Genomic DNA, 25,692 nt, shown 5'->3' with positions numbered 1-25,692 from the left:
GCTCGGGCAGGAAAATCGCCGCCGATCATGCGCCCTTGCCGGCGAACAGCGCATCCAGGCGCTGCTCGAAGGCGTGGTAGCCGATGCGCTCGTACAGTTCCTCGCGGGTCTGCATGCGCTCCAGCACTCCCTGCTGGTGGCCATCGCGACGGATCGCGGTGTACACGTCCTCGGCGGCCTTGTTGGCGGCGCGGAACGCCGACAGCGGGAACAACTGGATCGCCACGCCGGCCGCGGCCAGTTCGTCGCGGGTGAACAGCGGGGTCTTGCCGAACTCGGTGATGTTGGCCAGCACCGGCACCTTCACCGCATCGACGAAACGGCGGTAGGTGTCCAGGTCGTACGCGGCCTCGGCGAAGATGCCGTCGGCGCCGGCCTCCACGCAGGCGATGGCGCGTTCGATCGCCGCGTCCACGCCCTCGGTCTGGATCGCGTCGGTGCGCGCGATCAGGAAGAAATCCGGATCGGTCTTGGCATCGGCCGCAGCCTTGACCCGGTCCACCATCTCGCCCTGGCTGACGATCTCCTTGCCCGGGCGGTGGCCGCAGCGCTTGGCGCCGACCTGGTCCTCGATGTGGCAGGCGGCCGCGCCGGCCTTGATCAGCGACTTGATGGTGCGCTCGATGTTGAACGCACTCGGTCCGAAGCCGGTGTCGATGTCCACCAGCAGCGGCAGCGGGCACACGTCGGTGATGCGGCGCACATCGATCAGCACGTCCTCCAGGGTGTTGATGCCCAGGTCCGGCAGGCCCAGCGAGCCGGCGGCGACGCCGCCGCCGGACAGGTAGATCGCCTTGTAGCCGGCGCGCTGCGCCAGCAGCGCATGGTTGGCGTTGATCGCACCGATCACCTGCAACGGCGCTTCGGCGGCCAGGGCGGCGCGGAAACCGGCGCCGGGGGAAACGAGGGACATGGCAGCTCCTAACGAAGAGGCGGCGGCGCCCCGCCGGGCGTTCCGCGATGGGCGCCAATCTGGCACTCTCGCCGGCACGGATCAATCTTGATTCAATGAATCAACCTATCGTCCCTTCATGTCCGACAGCCCCGACCGCAACCTGATCTCCGCCGCACAGGCCTGCGCCCTGCTCGGCATCAGCAGCGCCACCCTGTACGCCTACGTCAGCCGCGGCCTGCTCAGTTCGCGCGCCGGTCCCGACCACCGCAGCCGCGCCTACCTGCGCGCCGAAGTGGAGCGGCTGGCGCAGCGCAAGCGCGCCGGCCGCGGCGCCGCGCGCGGTGCCGCACAGAGCCTGGACCGCGGCCTGCCGGTGCTGGAGACGCGGATCTCGCTGATCCGCCCCGACGGCCCCTACTACCGCGGACGCTCGGCGGTGGCCATGGTGCGTGCCGGCGCCAGCCTGGAGGACGTCGCGCGGCTGCTGTGGGACTGCCCGGAGGGCGAAGACCCGTTCGCCAGCGCGCCGGTCGCGCCGTGGCCGGCGGTGGTGGCGCCGCTGGCCGGGCATGCCGCGCTGCCGCCGCTGGAACGCGCCATGGCCTGCATCCCGCTGCTGGCCCTGGACCTGCGCCAGTCGCTCAACGCCGCCCCCGGCGTGCGCCGCGAGAGCGCCGCCACCCTGCTGCGGCAGAACGCCGCGCTGCTGGTCGGCACCACGCCGGACGCGCGCCAGGTGCATCGCCTGATCGCCGACCACTGGCGTCCCGGCGACGCCGGCTTCGCCGAGCTGGTGCGCGCCGCCCTGCTGCTGTGCGCCGACCACGAACTCAACGTCTCCGCCTTCGCCGCCCGCGTGGTCGCCTCCACCGGCGCGCCGCTGCACGCCACCGTCAGCGCGGGCCTGGCCGCGCTGTCCGGCCCGCGCCACGGCGGCGCCACCGCGCGCGCCCACGCCCTGCTGCGCGACGCCCAGGACGCGCCCAGCGCCGCCGCCCTGATCGCCGAGCGCTGGCAGCGCGGCGACGACCTGCCCGGCTTCCACCACGCCCTGTACCCCGACGGCGACCCGCGCGCGGCCGAAGTGCTGCGCCTGCTGCGCGAACGCAGCGGCGGCAGCACGCGCATGCAGCACGTGGAAGCGGTGATTGCCGCCGCCCAGGACTGCAGCGGCCAGCGCCCGAACATCGACTGCCTGCTCGCCGCACTCTGCTTCGTCCACGACCTGCCCGCCGCACACGCGCTGGTGCTGTTCGCCGCCGCCCGCCAGGCCGGCTGGCTGGCCCACGCCCTGGAGCAGCAGGCCCTGGGCAAGCTGATTCGCCCCCGCGCCCGCTACGCCGGGGCGATGCCGGAGGATGGCGCCGGGCGCGGCTGACACGTCGGGAGACGCCAAACCCGTTCAGCGCCCCATCTCGCCAAGGTCGCGTCAGCGGTGTACAAATGTACACCATGACCACCCTGTCCCCGCAGCGCGCCGCCATCCTCGCCTACGTCCATGCCTGCGCCGAGCAGGACGGGCGGCCGCCGAGCCTGGCCGAGATCGCCGAACGCTTCGGCTTCGCCTCGCGCAATGCCGCGCGCAAGCACGTGCAGGCGCTGGTCGAGGCTGGACTGCTGGCGCAGGTGCCGCAGCAGGCGCGCAGCCTGCGCCCGGCGCAGGCCGGCACGCGCAGCGAACTGCTGCAGTTGCCGGTGCTGGGCCGGGTCGCCGCCGGTGCGCCGATCGGCGCCGACATCGGCCTGGACCAGCAGCTGCGCCTGGACCGCGCGGTGTTCGCGCTGCGCCCGGACTACCTGCTGCGGGTGCAGGGCGACTCGATGATCGATGACGGCATCCTCGACGGCGACCTGGTCGGGGTGCGCCGCGCCGCCGATGCGCGCAACGGGCAGATCGTGGTGGCGCGGCTGGACGGCGAACTCACCATCAAGCGCTACCGCGCCGATGGCGACGGCATCGCGCTGCTGCCGCGCAATCCCGCCTATGCGCCGATCGTGGTCGGTCCCGGGCAGGACTTCGCCATCGAAGGGCATTACTGCGGCCTGATCCGGCCGGGCTGATGGCCGCCGTCGTCGCCCTCGACCGCCTGCTGGCCGAGCGCCGGGTCTGGCGCGGCCAGCCGACGGCGCTGCCGCCCAGCGCGCAGCCCACCGGGCACGCCGCGCTGGACGCGGTGCTGCCCGCGCGCGGCTGGCCGGAGATGGCGCTGACCGAACTGCTGCACGCCGCCGACGGCATCGGCGAGCTGCAGCTGCTGTGGCCGACGCTGGCGCGGCTGTCGCAGGGCGGCGGCCGCATCGTGCTGGTCGATCCGCCCTACCTGCCCTACCCCGCCGCCTGGGCCCAGGCCGGGGTAGCGCTGGCGCAGGTGCAGATCGTCCGCGCCGGTGCGGATGCGGCCTGGGCCGCCGAGCAATGCCTGCGCGCCGGCAGTTGCGCGGCGGTGCTGTGCTGGCCGGGGCTGGCCGCCGACAAGACCCTGCGCCGGCTGCAGGTGGCCGCCGAAACCGGGCGCACCCTGGGCTTCGCCTACCGCCCGCTGAAGGCCGCCGCCAATCCGTCGCCGGCCGCGCTGCGCATCGCCATCGACGCCGCGCCGGCGCAACTGCGCGTGCTCAAGTGCCGCGGCGGGCTGCCGCCGGCGCAGCCGATCGCCCTGTCCACCCTGGCGACCGGGTGAGGCCGCCACCATGCGCTGGGCCTGCATCCTGTTGCCGCAACTGGCGCTGGACACCGTCCTGCGTCGCTGGCCGTCGCCGGACGAACCGCTGGCGCTGCTCGACGGCCCACCGCAGCGGCGCACGCTGAAGGCGGTCAACGCCGCCGCGCGCGCCCGTGGCCTGCGTCCCGGGCAATCGCTGGTCACCGCGCAGGCGCTATGCGACCGCTTCGCCACCGCCCTGCACGATGCCGAAGAAAGCCGCCGCAGCCAGCAGTTCCTCGCGGCGTGGGCGTACCGCTTCAGTTCGCTGGTCAGCACCGACTACCCCGGCGCGCTGCTGCTGGAGATCGAGGCCAGCCTCGGCCTGTTCGGGCCATGGCCGCGCTTCGAGGCGCGGCTGCGCGAGGAGCTGACCGCGCTGGGCTTCCGCCACCGCATCGTGGTCGCGCCGCACCCGCTGGCCGCGCGTGCGCTGGTCAATGCGCACGACGGCATCGCCCTGCTCGACAACGCCGCGCTGCAGCGCGCGCTGGGGCAGTTGCCGATCGCCCGCGCCGGGCTGTCGCCGGCCCTGGCCGACGGCTTCGCGCGGATGGGCCTGCGCCGCCTGCAGCAGCTGTTCGCGCTGCCGCGCACCGGGCTGGCGCGGCGCTATCCGCCGGCCCTGTTGCAGCACCTGGATGCGTTGCGCGGGCAGGCGCCGCTGCCACTGCAGTACTACCTGCCGCCTGACCGCTTCGATGCGCGCGTGGAACTGGGCTATGCCACCGAATCCAGCCAGGCGCTGCTGTTCCCGCTGCGCCGGCTGACCCAGGACCTGGCCGCCTTCCTGGCCGGGCGCGATGGCGGCGTGCAGCGCTTCCGCCTGCTGCTCGAACACGAGGACCTGGAGCCCAGCGTGGTGCCAGTGGGATTGCTCGCCGCCGAGCGCGATGCGGCGATGCTGTTCGAACTGGCGCGCGGACGCCTGCAGCAGGCCAGCGTGCCGGCGCCGGTGCAAGCCCTGCGCCTGTGCGCCGACGAACTGCCGCCGTTCGTGCCGGCCGCGCGCGAACTGTTCGACGAACGCGCGCAGCAGGCGCTGCCGTGGGAACAACTGCGCGAACGCCTGCGCGCACGCCTGGGCGACGACGCCGTGCACGGCCTGCGCGCACACGCCGACCATCGCCCGGAACTGGCCTGGCGCGCCGAGTCCACGCCGGCGCGCAGCACGGCCACGCCCGCCGCCAACGCGCCGCCACGGCCCGGCTGGCTGCTGTCGCGACCGATCCCACTGCGCGAACGCGCGCCCGAGCGCCTGGCCGGGCCGGAACGCATCGAGAGCGGCTGGTGGGACGACGGCGACGTGCGTCGCGACTACTACGTCGTGCGCACCCGCCAGGGCCAGCGCGCCTGGGCGTTCGCCCCGGCCGACGCGCCGGACGCACTGATGCTGCACGGTTGGTTCGCATGAGCCACACGCCGCCGCATCCGCGCATGCCGCCGCGCCTGCGGCTGCTGCCGACGCCTGCTCCGTCCAACGCACCCGCCGCCAACGTGCCGTGCGCGCCAACAGACCCCACGCTGCCCGACTATGCCGAACTGCATTGCCTGTCCAACTTCAGCTTCCAGCGCGGCGCCTCGCACCCGTGGGAACTGTGCGAACGCGCGCTGCGCCACGGCTACCGTGCGCTGGCGATCACCGACGAATGCAGCCTGGCCGGCATCGTGCGTGCGTGGCAGGCGGCCCGGGACATGGGCCTGCACCTCATCGTCGGCAGCGAGATCCAGTTCGAACACGGCCCCAAGCTGGTGCTGCTGGCCGAGACCCTGCACGGCTACCAGCGGCTGTGCCGGCTGATCACCCTGGCCCGGCGCCGCGCCGACAAGGGCCGCTACCGTGCGCTGCGCGAGGATCTGGCAAGCGCGGACGACGGCTCGGGCCTGCTGTGCCTGTGGCTGCCGCGCGGCGACGCCGACGACGCCGCGGACGGCGCCTGGCTGCAGGCACGTTTCCCGCAGCGGCTCTGGCTGGCGGTGGAACTGCTGCGCGGCCCCGACGATGCCGCGCTGCTGCAGGCGCGCCTGCAGTTGGCGCATGCGTTGCAGCTACCGGCCGTGGCCAGCGGCGACGTGCACATGCACGCACGCGGCCGCCGCGCCCTGCAGGACACCCTGACCGCGATCCGCCATCGCCTGCCGCTGCACGAAGCCGGCGCCCACCTGTATCCCAACGGCGAACGCCATCTGCGCCCGCGCGCCACGCTGGCGACGCTGTATCCGCCGGAACTGCTGGCCGAGACCGTGCGCATCGCCCAGCGCTGCGACTTCGACCTCGGGCAACTGCAGTACGAATACCCGCACGAACTGGTGCCGCCCGGGCACACGCCCACGCAATGGCTGCGCATCCTCACCGAACGCGGCGCGGCCGAGCGCTGGCCGCACGGCGTGCCGGACAAGGCGCGGCGCCTGATCGAACACGAACTCGGCGTGATCGAGCGGCTGAAGTACGAGTCCTACTTCCTCACCGTCTACGACCTGGTGCGCTTCGCACGCTCCAAGGACATCCTGTGCCAGGGCCGCGGCTCGGCGGCGAACTCGGCGGTGTGCTACGCACTGGGCATCACCGCGATCGATCCGGACCGCATCGGCATGCTGTTCGAGCGCTTCATCTCCGAGAAGCGCAAGGAGCGGCCGGACATCGACATCGATTTCGAGCACGACCGCCGCGAGGAAGTGATCCAGTACATCTTCCGCCACTATGGCCGCGAGCGCGCCGCACTGGCCGCGGTGGCGATCAGCTACCACACGCGCAGCGCGGTGCGCGACGTGGCGCGCGCACTGGGCCTGCCCAGCGATACCGTCGATGCGTTGTCCTCCGCGCTGGGCCAGCGCGATCCGGTGGAGTCGGCGCAGGAGCTGCTGCGCGAACGCGGCTTCGACCCGGACACGCCGGTGATGCGCCGGCTGCTGGTGCTCACCAGCCAACTGATCGGCTTCCCGCGGCACCTGTCGCAGCATCCCGGCGGCTTCGTCATCTCCGAGCATGCGCTGCACACCCTGGTGCCGGTGGAGAACGCGACCATGGCCGAGCGCACGGTGATCCAGTGGGACAAGGACGACCTGGAACTGGTCGGGCTGATGAAGGTCGACGTGCTCGCGCTGGGCATGCTCAGCGCGCTGCGGCGCACCCTGGACCTGCTGCGCGCGCACCGCGGCCGCGACTACACGCTCGCCACCATTCCCGCCGAAGACCCGCAGACCTACGCGATGATCCGGCGTGCCGACACCATCGGCGTGTTCCAGATCGAATCGCGCGCCCAGATGGCGATGCTGCCGCGACTGCAGCCGCGCGAGTTCTATGACCTGGTCATCCAGGTGGCGATCGTGCGCCCCGGCCCGATCCAGGGCGGCATGGTGCATCCGTATCTGCGCCGCCGTAACCAAGAAGAGGACATTGACGATCTGCCTCCGGAACTGTTCAAGGTCTTCGAACGAACGCTCGGCGTGCCCTTGTTTCAGGAACAGGTGATGCAACTGGCGGTAGTTGCCGCCGGCTATACCCCCGACGAGGCCGACCAGTTGCGCCGTTCGATGGCGGCCTGGAAACGCCACGGCGGGCTGGAACCGCATCGCGACAAGTTGCTGCAGGGCATGCTGGAGCGCGGCTACAGCGCCGAATTCGCCGCACGCATCTTCGAACAGATCAAGGGCTTCGGCAGCTACGGGTTCCCCGAAAGCCATGCCGCCAGTTTCGCCCTGCTCACCTACGCCAGTTGCTGGCTCAAGTGCCACGAACCGGCGGCGTTCACCTGCGCGCTGATCAACAGTTGGCCAATGGGCTTCTACAGCCCCGACCAGTTGCTGCAGGACGCGCGCCGCCACGGCCTGCAGGTGCGGCCGGTGGACGTGCGCTACAGCGACTGGGACTGCAGCCTGGAAGCGCACAGCCCCGATCCGCAGGTGCAGCCGGCGATCCGCCTGGGCCTGCGCCTGGTCCGCGGCCTGGCCGAGGACGCCGGGCTGCGCCTGCAGCAGGCGCGCGCGCAGGCCCCGTTCCACGACCTCGCCGACCTGTGCCACCGCGCCGCGCTCGACGACAAGGCCCGCGCCGCGCTCGCCGACGCCGGCGCATTGAAAGCGCTGGCCGGCCATCGCCACCGCGCACGCTGGGCCGTGGCCGGCGTCGAGGCGCAGCGCCCGCTCTTCGAAGCGCTCGCGGCCACGCCCGAGCAGCAGGTCGCGCTGCCGTTGCCCAGCCAGGGCGACGACATCCGTGCCGACTACGCGACGCTCGGCACCACCCTTGGCAAGCACCCGTTGACCCTGCTGCGCGCGCAGTTGCAGGCGCGCCGCTACCGCCATTCCGGCGAACTGCGCGCGTTGCCGCATGCCAGCGCCGTCGCCATCGCCGGCCTGGTGACCATGCGCCAGCGCCCGCAAACCGCCAGCGGCGTCACCTTCGTCACCCTCGAAGACGAGCACGGCCTGGTCAACGTCGTGGTGTGGCGACGCCTGGCCGAGCGCCAGCGCCAGGCCCTGCTCGAATCGCGGCTGCTGCTGGTGCGCGGCCGCCTGGAAACCGCCGATGGCGTGCGCCACCTGATCGCCGGCCACCTCGAGGACCTGACGCCCATGCTGCTCGGCCTGGACATCCGCAGCCGGGATTTTCATTGAGGTGGCGCCACGCGGCGCGCCAGATCGAGGCGACGCCTGTGCACGCGCAGCCACGCGCTGCCGCGCGATCGGACCACCTGCAAGCTCAGGACGACTTACCCAGCGCCGCCAGCAGCGTCTGCACGCCTTTCCAGCCCCAGTACACACGGTGGCAGGCGATCAACCCAGCGGCGTCCAGGTCCATCACTTCCACCAGATCGACCTGATCGCCCTGCGGGGTTTCGCGCGGATACTCCCAGACCAATTGCCGCCCCGCGACATGACAGCGGCCGCTGCGATACCAGCGCCCCAGGCCGTTCTCCGGCTGGGCGAAGGACGCGGCGAAGAACGCCGCGATGGCCTCACGGCCCTGCAGCCGCCCGTCCTGGCGCGGCGCCGACGCCACATAGGCCAATGGCGATTCCAACTGCGCGTCCGGCGCATACAACGCCATCAACGCCGACAGATCGCGTGCGACCACATGCCGATGCCAGCGTTCGAATATCACGTGCGCATCGCGCTCGGCGGGGTTCGGCGGCGTTTCGTTCGTCTGCATCGACAGGCTCCGGTGGGAATCCGCGCAGTCTAGGAATCCGCCAGGGACATCGTTTCGATACGCAGCGAAACGTCGCGGCAGGGGCGGTCCTATGATGGCCACGTCCATCGGGAGTGCAGCAATGCATCTGGAACACCCCAAGCTGGCGGCGACCGCCTTCCTGATCGCCGACCCGGCCCGCGCCGCCATGCTGATGGCGCTGGTCGATGGACGCGCACTTCCGGCCGGCGAACTGGCCTTCGCCGGCGGCGTCACCCCGCAGACCGCGAGCGCGCACCTGGCAAAGCTGCTGGACGGCGGCCTGCTCGCGGTCGAGGTCCAGGGCCGCCATCGCTACTACCGCCTGGCCAACGCGCACGTCGCCACCGTGCTCGAGACCCTGGCCACCCTCGCGCCACCACAGACATCACGCCGCCGCGCCCCGCATCGCGACGCCCAGACGCTGCGCCTGGCACGCTGCTGCTACGACCACCTCGCCGGGCGTCTCGGCGTGGCGATCACCGAAGCACTGGAACAGCGCGCCTGGCTGATCGCCCGCGACGACACCATCCGCTACGCCGTCTCCCCCGAAGGCGCCGCGTGGTTCGCGCGCATGGGCGTGGATCTGCCGCAGCTTGCCAAAGGCCGCCGCGCTCTGGCCCGGCGCTGCCTGGACTGGACCGAACGCCGCCACCACCTCGCCGGCGCCCTGGGCGCCGCCCTACTCGATCAGCTCTCCGCCCGACACTGGCTGCGCCGCGTCGACGGCTCGCGCGCATTCGTCGTGACCGATCTCGGCTGGGCCGGCCTGTTCGCCGAACTGGGCATTCGGCGGTGCGAAGACGAGGCCGTGGCGCTGCGCTCCTGACGAAGAACGAGTAGAGCGCGTAGCGGACGGCGACGCCCCATTGCCCTGCCTGACGCATGCGCGCCGGCCACCGGCACCGACGACGCGGTCTCGGCCACCTCATCCAACGCGGACACTGCAGCCAAGGTACATGCCTCTTTAGCTGCCAACACGATCAGCACGTCGCTGACGGGAGCAGGATTACTTGAACATGTCGGTCTGGGACCCATCATCCAGCACATACCGCCGCTGACAATGCTCGCAGAAGAACGCGCGGCGCTGCGCTTTGCCGAGTTGCTTGCGATAGGTGAGCAGATGGCCGTCGCGCGGACACACCGTCTTGGTGTGCACCTGATAGTGCTTCTTCAGCTCGTAGGCTTTCTTCCAGCGGTAGAAATCGAAGCTGTACTCGCGCGCCTGCGTCACCAGTTCGCCCAGCTTGCGTGGCGGCAACGCACCGATCTCGCTCTCGGGATGCACACGGATGCGGTGAAGCACCTCGTTCTTGATGATGTTGCCGACCCCGGCGAACACGTCCTGATCCAGCAAGGCATCGGCGGCGAGCGCATGCGGCCGCAGCCGCAACTTCCGCCGCGCCTGCGCCGCATCCCAATCGGGATTCATCACGTCCGCGGTCCAGTCGTAGGCCGCATCCAGCGGACCATCGATGAACTTGATCGAACACGCGTAGAAGTTCAGCTCCTCGCCCTTGGCGAAGCCCAGACTCAAGCGCGCCGACGCGTCCTTGCGCGCATTGATCCGATAGCTACCGAACAACAGAAAGTGGATGCGCACACTGAACGCATCGAACTCGATCAGGAAATGTTTGCCCCAACTGCGCAGCGACAGGATCTTGCGATTGCGCATCCGCTCCAGGTCCAGCTTGCTGTTGCCGGAGACCCGCAACACCTTGCGACCGGCAAACGCGGCGGCTTCTTCCTTGAGGATGACGATCGAAGGACCTTCGGGCATGGACCCAGTATCGAGCGATGCCGTGAGCGGATCGTGAGCCGATCGCATCCTGGTGCGTCATCGCTCGCTGACTCGACCCAGAATCCAGGCCTCCGGCCAGGGCCCGTTGACAGGGAAACGAGCAAGCGTACAATTTATTGTACAACTCGGAGCCATTATGGACACCATCACCTACAGCGCCGCACGTGCCGCTCTTGCGGACACCATGGACCGCGTGGTCAACAACCACGAGCCGGTGATCATCACGCGCAGCCGCGAGCAAGCCGTGGTCATGCTGTCGCTGGAGGACTACAAGGCGATGGAGGAAACCGCCTATCTGCTGCGCAGTCCGAAGAACGCGCAGCGCCTGCTGGAATCCATCGCCCAACTCGAATCCGGTCGCGGCAAGGCACGGGAACTGAGCGAGTGACGCTGCAGTTCTCGGACAACGCCTGGGAGGATTATCTCTACTGGCAACAGGCCGACAAAAAGATGCTCAAGCGCATCAACGACCTGATCAAGGCCATTCAACGCGATCCCTTCCAGGGCATCGGCAAACCCGAACCGCTACGCCATGCACTTGCAGGCTACTGGTCGCGACGCATCAACGACGAACACCGGATCGTCTACAAGGTCGAGCATGGCGTCCTGCTGATTGCACAGGTCCGATATCACTACGTGTAACTTCAATGCCTGTGTGAGGCACGCAATTCCTGATAGAACTCCATCTCGCAACTACGAAAAAGCCGGCACTAGGCCGGCTTTTTCGTTGACGCTCAAATTCGTGGTGGGCGGTGCAGGGTTCGAACCTGCGACCCTTGCCGTGTGAAGGCAATGCTCTACCGCTGAGCTAACCGCCCGTGTCGCGAGCCGCACATTATAGGGCTGTGGCGCGCGGCGTCAATGGGTCCTGTCGAGGACCGTGGCGCGACGTCGCCGCGCGGCCGCTACATGGTCTGGGTGGGCTTGTCGGCGTTGAGGATGCCGGCCAGTTGGGTCTCGATCTTGGTGCGGATGGTCTCGCCTTCACTGTTGTCCGGCAGCTGCACGCCGATGCCGGCGGCGCGGTTGCCCTGGGCGCCGACCGGGGTCACCCAGATCACCTTGCCGGCCACCGGCAGGCGCTCGCTGGAATCGGGCAGGGTCAGCAGCAGGAACACCTCGTCGCCGAGGAAATAACGCTTGGGGGTGGGCACGAAGATGCCGCCGTTCTTCACGAACGGCATGTAGGCGTTGTACAGCGCCGCCTTGTCCTTCACCGCCAGCGACAGGATGCCCTGGCGTCCGCTCATCGCGCTCATCGTTGTGCCCCTCTCCGGGCCGGGCGATCGCCATCGCGCCAGGCCAGCAACAGTTCCGCGATCGCCAGGTCGGCGCGCACGGTGGTGCGCAGCAGATCGCGGGTGCGATTGGCGGCGTCGAACCACGCGGCCAGCTTGTGCAATCGCGCCGGGTCGGTCAAGCCGGCCTGCGAGGCCTGCGCCAGCACCAAGTCGGCGGCATGGCCCAGGCGCTGCTCGGCCAGCGCGTCGCTGCTCCAGCGTTGCGCGGCGTCCAGCGTGCCGAGTTTGCCGGCGGCGACCTGCTCCAGGTCGGCGGCCACCTGTCGGCGCAGCTTCAATCCGTCCTCGCGCAGCCACTGCGCGGCCAGGCCGGGATGGCCGCGCGCGGCGTCCAGCGCTTCGCGCGCGGTCTTCTCCGGGAAGTCCTGGGCCAGCAGCCAGGCGAGCGCTTCCTCGGCCGGCGGCAGCTTGAACTCCAGGCGCTGGCAGCGGCTGCGGATGGTCGCCGGCAGGCGCGCGGGCTGCGCGCTGATCAGCCACAGGTAGCGGCCGGGCTGCGGCTCTTCCAGGGTCTTCAGCAGCGCGTTGCAGGCGGCGCGGTTGATCGCGTCGGCCGGGTCCACCACCACCACCTGGGCCACGCCGTACTGCGGGGTCAGCGCCAGCTTCTGCGAGATCTCGCGCACCTGCTCGATGACGATCTCGGTGCGCAGCTTGTCGCCGGTGCGGTTGGGGATGAACGAGATCAGCTGCAGGTCCGGATGGGTACCGGCGGCGATCAGCTGCGCGCTGCGCAGGGCCGCGGCCGGTTCGCCCTGGCCCAGCACGTGGGCGGCCAGCTTCAGCGCCACCGCGCGCTTGCCCAGGCCTTCCGGCCCGCAGATCAGCAGGCCGTGGCCGAGGCGGCCAGCGTCGAGCGCGGCCACGGTCTGGTCGTAGGCGCGCTGCTGCCACGGCGCGAACGGCACGTCGCTCATGGCGTCGGCTCCTGTTGCTGCTGCACCCACGCCGCCAGCGCGGCGGCCACCGCCTGCGCCACCGCCTGCGGCGGCTGGCTGGCGTCGACGACGCGGAAACGTTGCGGGTCCTGCGCGGCGCGCTGGCGGAAGCCGGCACGCACGCGCTGGAAGAAATCGTCCTGCTCGCTCTCGATCCGGTCCGGCCACAGGTCGCGGCCGCTGGTGCGGGCGCGGCCGATCTGCACGTCCAGGTCCAGCAGCAGGGTCAGGCCGGGCTGCAGGCCGACCGCGCGGCGCTCCAGGTCGGCGATCCAAGCGCGGTCCAGGCCGCGGCCTTCGCCCTGGTAGGCGTAGCTGGAATCGGTGAAGCGGTCGCTGACCACGTAGGCGCCGCGCTGCAGCGCCGGGCGGATCACCTCGCGCACGTGCTGCGCGCGCGCAGCGAACACCAGCAGCAGTTCGGTCTCGGCGGCCAGCGGCTCGACGACCTCGCCCGGCGTCTTGTCCAGCAGCAGCCCGCGGATGCGTTCGGCCAGCGGCGTGCCGCCCGGTTCGCGGGTCAGCACCACCTCGTGGCCCTGCGCCTGCAGCCAGTCGCGGATCGCGTTGATCGCGGTGGTCTTGCCGGCGCCCTCGCCGCCTTCCAGGCTGACGAAGCGATGGTGGCGCAGCACGGCCTCGCTCATGGCGACACCGCTGCGTCGTTGCGCGCCTGGCGCAGGCGCTGCAGGTAGCGCGCCACCGCCGCGTTGTGCTCGGCGTAGCTGGAGGAGAAGGCATGCGCCCCGCTGCCGTCGCCGATGGCCACGAAGTACAGGCTGTCGCCGGGCGCCGGGTTGGTGGCGGCACGCAGCGCCTCGCGCCCGGGCATGGCGATCGGGGTCGGGGTCAGGCCGGTGCGGGTGTAGGTGTTGTACGGCGTATCGGTCTCCAGGTCGCGCTTGCGGATGTTGCCGTCGTAGGCGCTGCCGATGCCGTAGATCACGGTCGGGTCAGTCTGCAGTTTCATGCCCAGTTGCAGGCGGCGCACGAACACGCCGGCGATCTGCGGGCGCTCGGCGGCCAGGCCGGTTTCCTTCTCGACGATCGAGGCCAGGATCAGCGCCTGCTCGGGCGACTGCAGCGGCAGGTCCTTGGCGCGCGCGTCCCAGGCGTCGGCCAGCGCCTTGTCCATCGCCGCATGCGCGCGGCGCAGCAGCTGCAGGTCGGTGTCGCCGCGCTGGTAGAGATAGGTCTCGGGCAGGAAGCGGCCTTCCGGGTGCTGGCCGGGCTGGCCGAGCTTGGCCATCAGTTCGCTGTCGCTGAGGTCGGCGGTGGTGTGCACCAGCGGCGTGGCCGCGTTCAAGGCGCTGCGCAACTGGCGCACGTTCCAGCCGTCGACGATGGTGAAGCGGTACTGGATCACCTGGCCCTTGCGCATGCGCAGCAGCAGCTCGCGCGGGCTCAGCGCCGGCTGCAGCGCGTACTCGCCGAACTTGAGCTTGCCGGCCACGCCCAGTTCGCGCGCCAGCACCTGCCATTGCAGGTCGCTGCCCTGGGTCACGCCCGCGGCACGCAGCTTGCGCAGCACGCCGTTGAGCGAGGCGCCGCGCGCCACTTCCACGCTGGGCTGGGTCGCCTGCAGCGGCTGCTCGGCGAAGGCGCGATAACTGTGCCACCACCAGGCGCCGGCCGCGGCCACCAGCAGTGCCAGCACCAGCAATGTTCCCAGCAGGGTCAGACACCCGCGTTTAGCCCAAGCCACGGCCACCTCGAAACGACGTCAATGGCGTGCAGGATACCGCGCGGCCGGCGCCGCCCGGTATCGCGTCGCCCCGCTCACGGCTCCAGCGCGCGCAGCAGGCCGCGCGCCTTGGCCCGGGTCTCGTCGAGTTCGCGCGCCGGGTCCGAATCGAACACGATGCCGGCGCCGGTACGGAACTGCACCTGCGCGCCGTCCACCTCGGCGGTGCGGATCAGGATGTTCAGGTCCATGTCGCCGTCGCGGTTGAGCCAGCCGAACGCGCCGGTGTAGGCGCCGCGCGGGGTCTGCTCCAGCTCGGCGATGATCTGCATGCAGCGCACCTTGGGGCAGCCGGTGATGGTGCCGCCGGGGAAGGTGGCGCGAATCGTCTCGCCAGGCGTGGTGCCCGCGCGCAGCCGGCCGCGCACGTTGCTGACGATGTGGTGCACGTGGGCATAGCTTTCCACGGTCATCAGTTCGTCGACCTCGACGCTGCCCGGCACGCAGATCCGCCCCAGGTCGTTGCGCTCCAGGTCGATCAGCATCACGTGCTCGGCGCGCTCCTTGGGATGCCCGACCAGTTCGCGGATGCGCGCGGCCTCGTCGTCGCCCGGCGCACGTGCGCGGGTGCCGGCGATCGGACGGGTCTCGACCACGTCGCCGCGTACCGACACCAGCCGTTCCGGCGAGGAACTGACCACGGCGCGGCCGTGGCCGACGAACAGGCCGGCGAACGGCGCCGGGTTGGCGCGGCGCAGTTGCGCGTACAGCGCGGCCGGCGCCAGCGGCGCGGCGAAGCGCGCCGACCAGCGCCGCGACAGGTTGACCTGGAACACGTCGCCGGCGCGCAGGTAGTCGAGGATGCGGCGCACGCCGTCGACGAAGCGCTGCGGCGGGTCTTCCTCGATCGCCGTCGGCGCCTGCCAAGCGGGCGCCGGGGCGGCTGCGGGCAGCGCCTGCAGATCGGCGAGCACGGCCTCCAGCAGCGCCACATGCGCGGGCTCGGCCAGCACCACGCAGTCGCCGCTCACATGGTCGCGCAGCAGTGCGGCAGGACAGCGCAAGGCCAGCGCCGCAGGCGTGGTCGCAGCGGAGGCCGGCAGTTGCAATACCGGCTCCACCTGCGCGGCCAGTTCGTAATCCAGCAGCAGCGCCCAGCCGCCGCGGAACGGCCAGCGCGGTTCGTCGCGTTCGCAGCGTTCGGCCTGCCAGCGCGCGTCCAGCGCATCGAGGAAATCGCCGGCGACCACCGCGCCATCCAACGCGCGGGTGACCCCATCGCGATCCAGCCGCAGGCCCTGCCCGTCGGCGACCAGCAGCAGATCCCAGCGCCCCTGCGCCGTCCCCGACGCCGCCGATTCCAGCAGCACCGGATACCGCTGCGGCGCCAGGCGATGCAGCGCCAGCAGATCGACCTCGGCCGGCAAGGGAACGGTACGCAGCATCGAAGCTCCGCTGGAAGAATGAAAACGTGAGGCGGCGAAGGCGCCGCCGGGCGATGCGGCGCCGGGGATGGCAGCGCGGACATGCCGCGCACCCGTGTCAGGGAGAAAAAGCGCGGCATCAATCAGGCGCCGGCTTTACCCAATCCCGAATCCCCACTCCCGAATCCCGAGGGGGCTACGCCCCCTCAGACCCGCTTGAACACCAACGTCCCGTTGGTCCCGCCGAAGCCGAACCCATTGGACATCGCCACGTCGATCTGCTTCTCGCGCGCCACGTTCGGCACGTAGTCCAGGTCGCAGCCTTCGCCCGGCTCGTGCAGGTTGATGGTCGGCGGAATGATGCCGGCATGGATCGCCATCACCGAGAAGATCGCTTCGGCACCGCCGGCGGCGCCGAGCAGGTGGCCGGTCATCGACTTGGTCGAGCTGACCATGGTCTTGTAGGCGTGATCGCCGAGCGCGCGCTTCATCGCCAGGGTCTCGGCCAGGTCGCCCAGCGGCGTGGAGGTGCCGTGCGCGTTGAGGTAGTCGACCTGGTCCGGGTTGAGCTTGGCGTCCTTCATCGCCGCCACCATGCTGCGCGCGGCGCCTTCGCCGTCCTCGCTCGGGGCGGTCATGTGGAAGGCGTCGGAGCTGGCGCCGAAACCGACCAGCTCGGCGTAGATGCGCGCACCGCGCGCCTTGGCGTGTTCGTACTCTTCCAGCACCAGCACGCCGGCGCCGTCGCCGAGCACGAAGCCGTCGCGCTCCTTGTCCCACGGCCGCGAGGCCGCGGCGGGATCGTCGTTGCGGGTGGACATCGCCTTCATCGAGCAGAAGCCGCCCACCGAGGTCGGCGAGGAGCCGCGCTCGGCGCCGCCGGCCAGCATCACGTCGGCGTCGCCGTGCTGGATCATGCGCATCGCGGTGCCGATGGAATGGTTGGAGGTGGCGCAGGCCGAGACCGCGGAGAAGGTCGGCCCCTTCAGCCCTTTGATCAGGCTCACCTGGCCCGGCAGCATGTTGATGATGGTGCTGGGCACGTAGAACGGCGAGATCTTGCGCGCGCCGCCCTCGTGGAATTTGACGGTCTGCTCCTCGATGCCGAGCAGCCCACCGATGCCGGAGCCGAGGATCGCGCCGATGCGTTCGGCATTGGCCTCGGTGATCTCCAGACCGGAATCGTCCAGTGCCATGAACGAGGCACCGACGCCGTAATGGATGAACGAATCCATCTTGCGCGCGTCCTTGGACGAGATGAATTTGGTCGGATCGAAATCCTTGATCTCGCCGGCGATCTTGGTGGTGAACTGAGACGCATCGATCTGGGTGATCGGGCCGATGCCGGAGCGTCCGTTGACGATCCCTTCCCAACTGCTGGCCAGGTCATTGCCCAACGGCGACACCAGGCCCATGCCGGTTACGACGACACGACGGCTCATTGCGAAATCTCCTCACCGCGATACGCGCGGCCTTGACGCTGTAAAAACACAGGGCCGCATGCGCGGCCCCATGGGATTGTCACGCGCATCGGGCCCACGCAGGCGCCGATGGCGATCGAGGACGCAGCATCAGCTCTTGACGTGCGCCTTGACGTAGTCGATGGCCTGCTGCACCGAGGTGATCTTCTCGGCTTCTTCGTCCGGAATTTCGCACTCGAACTCTTCTTCCAGGGCCATCACCAGCTCGACGGTGTCCAGCGAGTCGGCACCCAGGTCATCGACGAACGATGCGTTGTTGGTGACTTCTTCTTCCTTGACGCCGAGCTGTTCGACGACGATTTTCTTGACGCGTTCTTCGATGGTGCTCATTGGGATATCGCTCCAGATGGAGTAGTGGTGGTTCGAGTTGAGGATCCCGCACATGGATGTGCGGTACTCCTGAGGGACTCACAAAACGCCATCGGGCTGCGATGGCCGCGTTGGATAGTGTAGTGGAAACCGACTGGCCCTTGCATCGCTGCACAAATGCCGGCCGATCAGCCACTTAGGCGCGTCCACTGCGCCACAGGCTCACGGCATGTACATCCCGCCGTTCACGTGCAGGGTTTCGCCGGTGATGTAGCCGGCACCGGGGCCGGCCAGGAACGCCACGGCATGGGCGATGTCGGACGGCTGGCCGAACTGTCCGAGTGCGATCTGCTGCATCAGCGCCGCGCGCTGTGCCTCCGGCAAGGCCTTGGTCATGTCGGTATCGATGAAGCCCGGCGCCACCACGTTGACGGTGATGCCGCGCGAACCGATCTCCTTGGCCATCGACTTGGAGAAGGCGATGATGCCGGCCTTGGCCGCGGCGTAGTTGGTCTGGCCCGGGTTGCCGGTCACGCCGACCACCGAGGCGATGTTGACGATGCGGCCCTTGCGCGCCTTCATCATGCCGCGCAGCACCGCCTTGGAGGTGCGGAACACGCTGGTCAGGTTGGTGTCGATGATCGCCTGCCAGTCGTCGTCCTTCATCCGCATCAGCAGGTTGTCGCGGGTGATGCCGGCGTTGTTGACCAGGATCGAGACCGGGCCGAATTCCTTGGCGATCGCCTCGATCAGCGCCTCGACCGCGGCACCGTCGGTGACGTCCAGCGCGCGGCCCTGGCCGCCGTGGGCGGCCAGGCGTGCGCCGATCGCCTGCGCGCCGGCGTCGGAGGTGGCGGTGCCGATGACGGTGGCGCCCTGCGCGGCCAGTTCGTCGGCGATGGCGGCGCCGATCCCGCGGCTGGCGCCGGTGACCAGCGCGATCTCGCCCTGCAATGGCTTGCTCATCTGCGTTTCCTTGGAGACGGACGGCGCATGCGCGCCGAGGGAAGGAAGGAGGCCGGCGCGGGCGAAACACGCACCGCTCGGCGACCGGCGATCAGGAGGCCCAGGCCTCGCGCGCGCCGGCGAACTCGGCGGGCGTGCCCAGGGCGCGGCCGTCGAGCGACTTGTCGATGCGCTTGACCAGCCCGGTCAGCACCTTGCCCGGGCCGCACTCGGCCAGGCGGGTGGCGCCGCCCGCGGCCAGCGCCTGCACGCAACCGGTCCAGCGCACCGGCAGGTACAACTGCTCGACCAGCGCCTGGCGGATCGCCTCGACGCCCTCGTGCACCTGCACATCGGCGTTCTGCACCACCGGCAGCTGCGGCGCCTGCCATGCCAGTCCGCGCATCGCCTCGGCCAGACGGTTGGCCGCCTCGCGCATCAGCGGGGTGTGCGAGGGCACGCTGACCGCCAGCTTCACCGCCTTGCGCACGCCGCGCTCGGCCAGCAGCGCCAGCGCACGGTCGACCGCCGCGGCATCGCCGCCGATCACCACCTGCCCCGGCGAGTTGTAGTTGGCCGGCACCACCACCTGGCTACCCGCGGCCTGCGCGCAGACCTCTTCGACCAGCGCGTCCTCGGCGCCGAGCACGGCGGCCATGGCGCCCACGCCGGCCGGCGCGGCGTCCTGCATCAGTTGCCCGCGCAGCCGCACCAGGTGCGCGCCGTCGTGCAGCGACAAGGCACCGGCGGCGACCAGGGCGCTGTACTCGCCCAGGCTGTGCCCGGCCAGCTGCGCCGGACGCGCCCCGCCCTCGGCCAGCCACAGCCGCCACAGCGCCACGCTCGCGGCCAGCAGCGCCGGCTGGGTGTACTCGGTGCGGTTGAGCATCTCTTCCGGGCCGCCCTGGCTCAGCGCCCACAGGTCCACGCCGGCGCCCTCGGAGGCTTCGGCGAAGCTGTCGCGCAGCTGCGGATGCAATTCGGCCAGTTCGGCCAGCATGCCCAGCGATTGCGAACCCTGGCCGGGGAAGACGAAGGCGAGTGTGGAATCGGTCACGCGGTTGGCCCTGCGAAAATCGAGCGGGGATGATACGGGCGAAACCGGCCGGGCGTCTGTACCCGGGCGTATGTGACACGACGGTTGCCCCCATCGCGCGCCGCCGGCAGCGCCTCGCTCGGCGGCGCTCGGTGTCAGGCCGACAGCCCGGGTGGCGCGCGGGACGCACGCGAGCGCAGGGCAGTGCGAAGGCGCGTGCGGGGCACCGCGGTGGCAGCGGATGGCGACGACGAGGCGGCGTGTGTAGGCGCAGCTCGACGCCCAGCCGGCATCGCAAAACGCACACACGCGTGCGGCCTGCCATGTCGGGCGCATCGCGCATGTCGCGCGCGAGCGTGCCGGTCGCGGAAGGACGGCACCCACGGGCGCAGCGCGAGACACAGCCGCGCGCGACTGCGCGCCGTGGTGCACGCGCCAGACGCGCTGGCGTCATGAAAATGCGGTGTGGGCGGCGCGGTGCCGCGCGTCGTGGAGACGGCGCACCGCATCGGCATCGCGCGCCGCGATGCCGCCAACGGCGCCGAGCGCGGAGACAGGCTCAGTAGCGCAGCAGCGCCGAGCCCCAGGTGAAGCCGCCGCCGAAGGCTTCCAGCAGCAGCAGTTGACCGCGCTGCACGCGGCCCGAGCGCACCGCCACGTCCAGCGCCATCGGCACCGAGGCGGAGGAGGTGTTGCCGTGGATGTCCACCGTCACCACCACCTGCTCCATCGGCAGGTCCAGGCGCTTGGCGGTGGCTTCGATGATGCGCAGGTTGGCCTGGTGCGGGATCAGCCAGTCCAGGTCGTGCTTGTCCAGCCCGTTGGCCTCGAGGGTCTCGTCGACCACCGCGTCCAGCGCCTTGACCGCGTACTTGAACACCTCGCTGCCCTTCATCTGGATGCCGCCGGCGGCCGGGTCGCCGGTGCCGTCGCCCAGTCCGGTGGCGATGCCGACCGGATTCCACAGCAACTCCTTCTTGCTGCCGTCGGCATGCAGATGGGTGCTGAGGATGCCGGTGTCGTCGTCGGCGCGCAGGACCACCGCGCCAGCGCCGTCGCCGAACAGCACGCAGGTGGTGCGCTCGGTCCAGTCGACGATGCGACTGAGGGTTTCGGTGCCGATCACCAGCACGGTCTTGGCGTCGCCGCTGCGGATGAACTTGTCGGCCACGCTGAGCGCGTAGACGAAGCCGGAGCAGGCCGCGTTGACGTCCAGCGCCGGGCAGCCGACCGCCCCCAGCCGCGCCTGGATCAGGCAGGCGGTGGACGGGAAGATCAGGTCCGGCGTGGTGGTGCCGACCACGATCATGTCGAGTTCGGAGGCATCGATGCCGGCGGCTTCGATCGCCTTCAGCGCGGCCTCGTAGCCCAGATCGCCGGCGGTCTGGCCAGGGGCGGCGATGTGCCGCTCGCGGATGCCGGTACGGCTGCGGATCCATTCGTCGCTGGTGTCGACCATCTGCGACAGATCGTCGTTGGTCAACACTTTTTCAGGCAAATAGCTGCCGGTGCCCGCGATCCTGGAATAGATCCGCTTGCTCATGCTGGTTCCTGTTGCCTGTTACGCAGGCCGCCCCGGTGCGGCGCGGCCTGTGAAGATGGGTGACTCCGTCCGCCGCAGCGCGGTGGACGGGCACGGATCAATCTTCTTCGACCTGCGCGGTCTTGGTGGCGATCACCTTCTTGCCACGGTAGTAACCGTCGGCGGTGACGTGGTGGCGCAGGTGGATCTCGCCGCTGGTCGGATCGGTCGACAGCTGCTTGGCGCTGAGGGCGTCATGCGAACGGCGCTGGCCGCGGCGGGACGGGGTGACACGGGATTTCTGCACAGCCATGGGATTGCTCCAAACTCGGTTCGTTTACATCTGTCGTCATTACGTCGCGCAGGACGCGCGCGTCCGGCAACAACCTCAGGCAGCGGCAGGCGGACCGACCGCTACTGTTTCTTCAGCGCCGCCAACGCCGCGAACGGGTTGACCTTGCTCGTTTCTTCCTCGGTCGCCGGCCAGTCGCGATCGACCGCCTCGCTTCCGGGCGCCACCGGCACCAGCGGCACCACCAGCACCAGCTCGTCCTCGACCAGATCGGCCGGCCGCAGCATGCCGTCTTCCGGCACCAGCAAGGCCTCGTGATCCGGCGGCAGCGCGGCTTCTTCTTCCTCGCTGCGGATCAGCCCCAGCCGCTGTACGCTCGACACCGGCAGCAGGAAGCGCTGCAGGCTGCGCTGGCAGATCAGCGGCAGCTCGGTTTCGATCTTCAGTTCGACATAGGACACTTGCAGTACAGCGTCGCGGCCGAATTCCAGCGTGTAGCGGCATTCGCCTTCGGTGTCGGCCAGGCTGCCTTGCAGACGGGTCATCGCCGAGAGCGGCAGGCGGTCTTCGAAGACCCTGCGCGCTGCGACCATCCGCCAGGCATCCAACAGTTCGGGCACGTTCGCGGACATAAGCCGCAGAATGTTAAGGACTACAGGCGCCCCTGTCAAACCGCCCCAACCCGGTCCCGGGTTGGCTTGCCGGTCCGCGCCGGCCGCCGCAGACTGCCGGCCCCGGCCCGCCGCCGCCCTGCCCCACCGCCGATGCCGCTACTGATCCTGGCTTCCACCTCCGCCTACCGCCGCGAACTGCTGCAGCGGCTGCGCCTGCCCTTCGAGTGCGTGCGCCCCCAGGTCGACGAGACCCCGTTGCCCGGCGAAGCGCCGCTGGCGCTGGCGCAGCGGCTGGCGGCAGCCAAGGCCGCGGCGGTCGCGGCCAGCATGCCGGAGGCCTGGGTGATCGGCTCGGACCAGGTCGCCGAACTGGATGGCCGACCGCTGGGCAAGCCCGGCGAGGTGGCCGCGGCGCACGCGCAGCTGGCGGCCATGTCCGGGCGCAGCGTGCGTTTCCATACCGCCGTATGCCTGCAACGCGGCACGCGCACGCTGCAGGCCTGCGACCTCACCGAGGTCCAGTTCCGCGACCTGCAGCCCGACGCCATCGCCCGCTACGTCGCCGCCGAACAGCCGCTGGATTGCGCCGGCAGCTTCAAGTGCGAAGGCCTGGGCATCAGCCTGTTCCGCGCGATCCGCAACCAGGACCCGACCGCGCTGATCGGCCTGCCGCTGATCGCACTGTCCGAGCTGCTGCGCGAGGCCGGCTACCTCCTCCCCTAGCTCACTGCAGCCGGCACCACTGGTACGGGAAGCGCGCCTGCCCGACCCAGGATTGGTGGAGCTGACAGGACCCTGGCTGCAGCGCCAGGCCGTAGCGCGCCAGTTGCTGCGCGGCCAGCGCCTGGGTCTGGCGGTCCGCAGCGGCCACATCCACGGCACGCTCCGGCAGCAGCACCCAGCGGCAGCGGCCGGCATCGACGTCCACGCCCGCGCGCACCGGGCGATGCGCCAGCCGCCGCATCAGCGCGCAGTCGGGGCCGCGATCCAGGCCCAGGCGCGCGGCCACCGCATTGAGCCGCTGCAGACGCTCGACATTGCGATCCACTTCCGCCGGCAGCATCGCGTAGCCCTGCCCGCGCGCCGCCAGCATCTCGCGTACCCGCGCGGCGTAGGCCGGGGTTTCCGGGAAATTGGAGGCGACCGACGCGTAGGCCGCCTGTTCGGGCAGGAACGGGATGCGCCAGGACTCCGGTGCATCGCCGACCAGCAGCACCAGGCTGCGTTCGGGCTGCGGCATCGGCGGCGCCTGCACCCGGAACGCCTCGCGCGCCCAGCGCTCGTGCCCCCACTCGCCCCAGCCGTACAGCGCAAAGGCCGCACAGGCGATCAGGGTCCAGCGCGCCGCCGGTGCGGCGATGCGCGCCGGCAACAGCCGCCGCAGCCCCACCCACAGCAGCAGCGGCGCCAGCAGTTCCGGCACCACCAGATAGCGCTGGATGCTGAAGACCGCCTGCCAGGCGAGGAACGCGACCAGCACGAACACCAGCACCGCGCGCCAGGCCGGCGCGACCACCTCGACGGACGCCGAGGTGCGCGGGCGCCGCAGCACCCAGCGCAGCAGCGCGACCAGGCCCAGCAGATACAGCAGCGGCCACACCAGTTGCCGCAGGCGCACCTCGCTGACCCGGTTCGGCGCCAGCGAGAACTGCAGCGGCCAGGTCAGCCATTCCCACAGCGTCTTCGGCAGCCAGCGCGTGTCGCTGACCGCCACCGGTTGCGCCAGCGGCGCCAGGAAATGGCTGTTGAACTGCGGGAACAGGGGGTTGCCGAAGGTCTGCCACACCCGCAGCAGCCACGGCCCGGCCAGCAGCGCGAAGCTGAGCAGGGTCACCGCGGTCAGCACCGCCGCGCCGCCGATCCGCTGCCGCGGGCGACCGCCGGCGACCAGCGCGGCCACGCCCAGCGCCAGCGCGAACAGGGCATTGGTCAACTTGCAGGCCATCGCCAACCCGAGCAGCGCACCGGCCAGCGTCCACCAGCCCAGCGCCACGCCCTGCCCCATGGCCTGCTGTCGGCGTTGCGCATGCAATGCGGCGAGCAACGCACCCAGCACCGGCAGCGCACTGGTGTTGTCGGCCATGGTGCCGGCGAATTCGGACAGGAACGCGGCGCTGCACAGGCCGGCCAGCGCCAGCCACGGCACCAGCCGCGCGCGATCCAGCCGCGGGTCCAGCACCTGCCAGACGATGCCGGCCAGCAGCAGGAAGGCCAGCGCGTGCAGCACGCCCATCGCGAACCCGGCCAGCGGCGCCGGCAGGCCGGTGAACAGCGCGTAATGCAGCACGTCCAGCAGCGGATTGAAGTAGCTCTGCATCTGCGCCGGCGCCAGGTCGATGCCGAGGCGGCCGTGCAGTGCGGCGTAGCCGTTGTACAGGTGGTAGTTGCGCAGGTCCCAGTTGGCGTCCTGGCCCAGCCACAGCGACAGCAGTCCGCCCAGCAGCGCGACCGCCACGCCGGCGGCGATCACGTTGCCGCGGCTGTGGAAGGCGAAGCGGCGATCCAGCGCGGCCAGCAGGCGCTGGCGGCGCGTGGCGCGCGGCGTCGCCGCATTAGCAATGGTGGCACTCATGCGGCGTCGCTCCGCTGCGCACCCTGCGCATCCACCGGCCAGGCCGGGATCGCCAGGTAGGCAAGGCGCTTGGCCTCGATGCGACCGCGCGTGACCGTGTCCAGGATCAGCCCGCAGGCCAGCAGCAGCACGCCGAGCAGGACCAGCGCCGAGCACAGGATCGCGGTGGGGAAACGCGGCACCAGGCCGGTCTGCAGGTAAGTCTGCAACAACGGCACCGCCAGCCCCAGTGCCAGCAGCACGCAGGCGCCGAAACCCAGCGAGAAGAACAGCAAGGGCCGCTCGGTCTTGAACAGGCGCAGGATGGTCAACAGGATGCGGGTGCCGTCGTGCCAGGTGCGCAGCTTGCTCTGCGACCCTTCCGGACGCGCCCCGTAGGCGGTGTCCACCTCGGCCACCGGCATGCGCAGTTGCAGCGCGTGCACCGCCAGTTCGGTCTCGGTCTCGAAGCCGGCGGCATGCGCGGGAAACGACTTCACGTAGCGCCGCGAGAACACCCGGTAGCCGGACAGCATGTCGTCGAAGCTGCGCCCGAACAGGAAACCCACGCAGCGGGTCAGCAGCACGTTGCCGGTGCGATGGCCGGCGCGGTAGGCGGCCGCCGCGTCGCTGCGGCGCGCCCCGACCACCATGTCCAGGCCGTCATGCAGCAGGCGCTCGACCAGCGCCGGCGCCATCGCCGCATCGTAGGTCGCATCGCCGTCGACCAGCACGTAGACGTCGGCCTCGATGTCGGCGAACAGGCGCCGCACCACGTTGCCCTTGCCCTGCAGCGCGACCTCGCGCACCACCGCGCCCGCCGCACGCGCCCGGGCGATGGTGGCGTCGCTGGAGTTGTTGTCGAACACGTGGATGCGCGCTCCGGGCAGATGCGCGGCGAAATCGGCCACGACCTGGCCGATGGTGGCCGCTTCGTTGTGGCACGGCACCAGCACCGCGATCCGCGGCGCGGCCGCGGGGCGTTCGGAAGGGGAACTGGACATGGGCGGCGTGCGGTCCTGCGCGA

At 70.6% G+C, this 25,692-nt stretch carries 26 protein-coding genes and 1 tRNA gene; 9 read left to right on the top strand and 18 right to left on the bottom strand.

All coding sequences use genetic code 11. The annotated features are described in order from the left end of the window. Positions 1-25: 25 nt before the first annotated feature. A complete protein-coding gene (gene prpB / locus Q7W82_RS08205) occupies positions 26-913 on the bottom strand; it encodes a methylisocitrate lyase (RefSeq protein ID WP_242161414.1) in 888 nt (295 codons plus the stop codon). Positions 914-1,031: 118 nt separating this feature from the next. Between prpB and Q7W82_RS08200 the strand changes: the two genes are divergently transcribed. The 5 genes from Q7W82_RS08200 (at position 1,032) to Q7W82_RS08180 (ending at position 8,214) form a co-directional block, all read left to right on the top strand. Then, positions 1,032-2,273, top strand: coding sequence for a citrate synthase family protein (locus Q7W82_RS08200; RefSeq protein WP_242161412.1), 1,242 nt, complete (start codon positions 1,032-1,034; stop codon positions 2,271-2,273). Positions 2,274-2,347: 74 nt separating this feature from the next. Then, the gene (lexA, locus tag Q7W82_RS08195; protein ID WP_160946367.1) at positions 2,348-2,956 is read left to right on the top strand and encodes a transcriptional repressor LexA; all 609 of its coding nucleotides are present in this window, start codon (positions 2,348-2,350) and stop codon (positions 2,954-2,956) included. After that, positions 2,956-3,576 carry a translesion DNA synthesis-associated protein ImuA gene (gene imuA, locus Q7W82_RS08190; protein ID WP_242161410.1) on the top strand — a complete coding sequence of 207 codons (621 nt, stop codon included), beginning with the start codon at positions 2,956-2,958 and terminating at the stop codon, positions 3,574-3,576. The genes lexA and imuA overlap by 1 nt, the downstream gene beginning before the upstream one ends. A gap of 10 nt (positions 3,577-3,586) precedes the next feature. Continuing rightward, entirely contained in the window at positions 3,587-5,011 is a 1,425-nt protein-coding gene (locus Q7W82_RS08185; RefSeq protein ID WP_242161408.1) for a DNA polymerase Y family protein, read from the top strand. Beyond that, the gene (locus Q7W82_RS08180) at positions 5,008-8,214 is read left to right on the top strand and encodes an error-prone DNA polymerase (RefSeq protein WP_242161406.1); all 3,207 of its coding nucleotides are present in this window, start codon (positions 5,008-5,010) and stop codon (positions 8,212-8,214) included. The genes Q7W82_RS08185 and Q7W82_RS08180 overlap by 4 nt, the downstream gene beginning before the upstream one ends. Positions 8,215-8,299: 85 nt before the next feature. On the opposite strand, the gene Q7W82_RS08175 is transcribed toward Q7W82_RS08180, so the two are convergent. Beyond that, positions 8,300-8,749: a nuclear transport factor 2 family protein gene (locus tag Q7W82_RS08175; protein ID WP_242161404.1), complete on the bottom strand. Its 450-nt coding sequence runs from the start codon at positions 8,747-8,749 to the stop codon at positions 8,300-8,302. A 121-nt stretch (positions 8,750-8,870) separates the two neighbouring features. Here Q7W82_RS08175 and Q7W82_RS08170 point away from each other — a divergent pair, with 121 nt between their 5' ends. Beyond that, complete coding sequence (locus tag Q7W82_RS08170; RefSeq protein ID WP_242161402.1) at positions 8,871-9,596, top strand: helix-turn-helix transcriptional regulator; 726 nt, start codon at positions 8,871-8,873, stop codon at positions 9,594-9,596. A gap of 180 nt (positions 9,597-9,776) precedes the next feature. On the opposite strand, the gene Q7W82_RS08165 is transcribed toward Q7W82_RS08170, so the two are convergent. After that, on the bottom strand, positions 9,777-10,547 hold the full coding sequence (locus Q7W82_RS08165; protein WP_242161400.1) for a DNA-formamidopyrimidine glycosylase family protein: 771 nt from the start codon (positions 10,545-10,547) through the stop codon (positions 9,777-9,779). A 157-nt stretch (positions 10,548-10,704) separates the two neighbouring features. Between Q7W82_RS08165 and Q7W82_RS08160 the strand changes: the two genes are divergently transcribed. Continuing rightward, positions 10,705-10,956: a type II toxin-antitoxin system prevent-host-death family antitoxin gene (locus Q7W82_RS08160; protein WP_017907919.1), complete on the top strand. Its 252-nt coding sequence runs from the start codon at positions 10,705-10,707 to the stop codon at positions 10,954-10,956. Continuing rightward, positions 10,953-11,210: a Txe/YoeB family addiction module toxin gene (locus Q7W82_RS08155; RefSeq protein WP_017907918.1), complete on the top strand. Its 258-nt coding sequence runs from the start codon at positions 10,953-10,955 to the stop codon at positions 11,208-11,210. The genes Q7W82_RS08160 and Q7W82_RS08155 overlap by 4 nt, the downstream gene beginning before the upstream one ends. Before the next feature lie 101 nt (positions 11,211-11,311). On the opposite strand, the gene Q7W82_RS08150 is transcribed toward Q7W82_RS08155, so the two are convergent. The 13 genes from Q7W82_RS08150 to Q7W82_RS08090 form a co-directional block, all read right to left on the bottom strand. Next, positions 11,312-11,386 (bottom strand) — tRNA-Val (locus tag Q7W82_RS08150). 87 nt (positions 11,387-11,473) lie between these two features. Further along, entirely contained in the window at positions 11,474-11,827 is a 354-nt protein-coding gene (locus tag Q7W82_RS08145) for a PilZ domain-containing protein (RefSeq protein ID WP_010342469.1), read from the bottom strand. Then, positions 11,824-12,786 carry a DNA polymerase III subunit delta' gene (locus Q7W82_RS08140; RefSeq protein WP_242161398.1) on the bottom strand — a complete coding sequence of 321 codons (963 nt, stop codon included), beginning with the start codon at positions 12,784-12,786 and terminating at the stop codon, positions 11,824-11,826. The genes Q7W82_RS08145 and Q7W82_RS08140 overlap by 4 nt, the downstream gene beginning before the upstream one ends. Then, entirely contained in the window at positions 12,783-13,454 is a 672-nt protein-coding gene (gene tmk / locus Q7W82_RS08135; RefSeq protein ID WP_242161396.1) for a dTMP kinase, read from the bottom strand. Before tmk ends, Q7W82_RS08140 begins: the two co-directional genes overlap by 4 nt. Further along, complete coding sequence (gene mltG / locus Q7W82_RS08130) at positions 13,451-14,518, bottom strand: endolytic transglycosylase MltG (protein ID WP_242161394.1); 1,068 nt, start codon at positions 14,516-14,518, stop codon at positions 13,451-13,453. The genes tmk and mltG overlap by 4 nt, the downstream gene beginning before the upstream one ends. A gap of 68 nt (positions 14,519-14,586) precedes the next feature. Continuing rightward, a complete protein-coding gene (locus tag Q7W82_RS08125; protein ID WP_242161392.1) occupies positions 14,587-15,936 on the bottom strand; it encodes an aminodeoxychorismate synthase component I in 1,350 nt (449 codons plus the stop codon). A gap of 185 nt (positions 15,937-16,121) precedes the next feature. Then, the gene (gene fabF, locus Q7W82_RS08120; RefSeq protein WP_242161390.1) at positions 16,122-17,357 is read right to left on the bottom strand and encodes a beta-ketoacyl-ACP synthase II; all 1,236 of its coding nucleotides are present in this window, start codon (positions 17,355-17,357) and stop codon (positions 16,122-16,124) included. Between the two features lie 129 nt (positions 17,358-17,486). Further along, the gene (acpP, locus tag Q7W82_RS08115) at positions 17,487-17,726 is read right to left on the bottom strand and encodes an acyl carrier protein (protein WP_010342475.1); all 240 of its coding nucleotides are present in this window, start codon (positions 17,724-17,726) and stop codon (positions 17,487-17,489) included. A gap of 201 nt (positions 17,727-17,927) precedes the next feature. After that, the gene (gene fabG, locus Q7W82_RS08110; RefSeq protein WP_242082327.1) at positions 17,928-18,671 is read right to left on the bottom strand and encodes a 3-oxoacyl-ACP reductase FabG; all 744 of its coding nucleotides are present in this window, start codon (positions 18,669-18,671) and stop codon (positions 17,928-17,930) included. A 91-nt stretch (positions 18,672-18,762) separates the two neighbouring features. Next, a complete protein-coding gene (gene fabD, locus Q7W82_RS08105) occupies positions 18,763-19,707 on the bottom strand; it encodes an ACP S-malonyltransferase (protein ID WP_242161388.1) in 945 nt (314 codons plus the stop codon). Positions 19,708-20,245: 538 nt separating this feature from the next. Next, positions 20,246-21,229, bottom strand: a complete 984-nt coding sequence (locus Q7W82_RS08100) for a beta-ketoacyl-ACP synthase III (RefSeq protein ID WP_242161386.1) — start codon at positions 21,227-21,229, stop codon at positions 20,246-20,248. Positions 21,230-21,326: 97 nt separating this feature from the next. Next, positions 21,327-21,521 (bottom strand): 50S ribosomal protein L32, encoded by a 195-nt coding sequence (gene rpmF / locus Q7W82_RS08095; protein WP_010342479.1) that lies wholly within the window; start codon positions 21,519-21,521, stop codon positions 21,327-21,329. 101 nt (positions 21,522-21,622) lie between these two features. Then, positions 21,623-22,132 carry a YceD family protein gene (locus Q7W82_RS08090; RefSeq protein ID WP_242161384.1) on the bottom strand — a complete coding sequence of 170 codons (510 nt, stop codon included), beginning with the start codon at positions 22,130-22,132 and terminating at the stop codon, positions 21,623-21,625. 132 nt (positions 22,133-22,264) lie between these two features. On the opposite strand from Q7W82_RS08090, the gene Q7W82_RS08085 reads away from it, so the two are divergent. After that, the gene (locus tag Q7W82_RS08085; protein ID WP_242161382.1) at positions 22,265-22,837 is read left to right on the top strand and encodes a Maf family nucleotide pyrophosphatase; all 573 of its coding nucleotides are present in this window, start codon (positions 22,265-22,267) and stop codon (positions 22,835-22,837) included. Position 22,838: 1 nt separating this feature from the next. Here the strand turns inward: Q7W82_RS08085 and Q7W82_RS08080 are convergent, their stop codons facing one another. Both Q7W82_RS08080 and Q7W82_RS08075 read right to left on the bottom strand, forming a co-directional pair. Continuing rightward, complete coding sequence (locus Q7W82_RS08080; RefSeq protein ID WP_242161381.1) at positions 22,839-24,686, bottom strand: glycosyltransferase 87 family protein; 1,848 nt, start codon at positions 24,684-24,686, stop codon at positions 22,839-22,841. Then, entirely contained in the window at positions 24,683-25,669 is a 987-nt protein-coding gene (locus Q7W82_RS08075) for a glycosyltransferase family 2 protein (RefSeq protein WP_242161379.1), read from the bottom strand. Before Q7W82_RS08075 ends, Q7W82_RS08080 begins: the two co-directional genes overlap by 4 nt. Positions 25,670-25,692 lie beyond the last annotated feature (23 nt).

Origin of the sequence: Xanthomonas indica (genome assembly GCF_040529045.1) — a bacterium.
In the GTDB taxonomy this organism is placed as follows: Bacteria; Pseudomonadota; Gammaproteobacteria; order Xanthomonadales; family Xanthomonadaceae; genus Xanthomonas_A; species Xanthomonas_A indica.
This window is presented reverse-complemented; position numbering and strand designations above follow the sequence as displayed.